Annotated in this window: 1 tRNA gene and 1 rRNA gene; both read right to left on the bottom strand. The window is 47.8% G+C overall.

Annotated features, from left to right (window positions below):
• Positions 1 to 217 precede the first annotated feature (217 nt).
• Positions 218 to 293: transfer RNA gene (locus ACK3CV_RS25345), tRNA-Glu, on the bottom strand.
• 88 nt (positions 294 to 381) lie between these two features.
• A 16S ribosomal RNA gene (locus tag ACK3CV_RS25340) occupies positions 382 to 446 on the bottom strand; the annotation flags it as partial.

Raw genomic sequence — 446 nt, 5'->3', positions numbered from 1 at the left:
TCGTTCGCGCTGCAAACATTTGAGAGACTCTATGACAGGTTACTCTTCATTCCAGTACTTCTACGGAGGAATGAATTTCAGCCGTCATGTTTCAATTTTCAGCTTGTTCCAGATTGTTAAAGAGCAATATCTTAAACATGACTCGAAAGTCATCTTTAAGATATGGTGTATCGTCAGATACTGAAGACCGCCGCTTTCACCGGGTGGGTCGGAAGCTTGGCGTCCCCTAGGGGATTCGAACCCCTGTTACCGCCGTGAAAGGGCGGTGTCCTAGGCCTCTAGACGAAGGGGACACGACACCGTACTTTTATGACGCTTTTGCTCGTTACTTTTTCATCAGACAATCTGTGTGAGCACGCCACTCGAAGCAATATCTTTAGGTAAGGAGGTGATCCAACCGCAGGTTCCCCTACGGTTACCTTGTTACGACTTCACCCCAGTCATGA

Source organism: Serratia sp. TSO36, from assembly GCF_057808395.1.
This window is presented reverse-complemented; position numbering and strand designations above follow the sequence as displayed.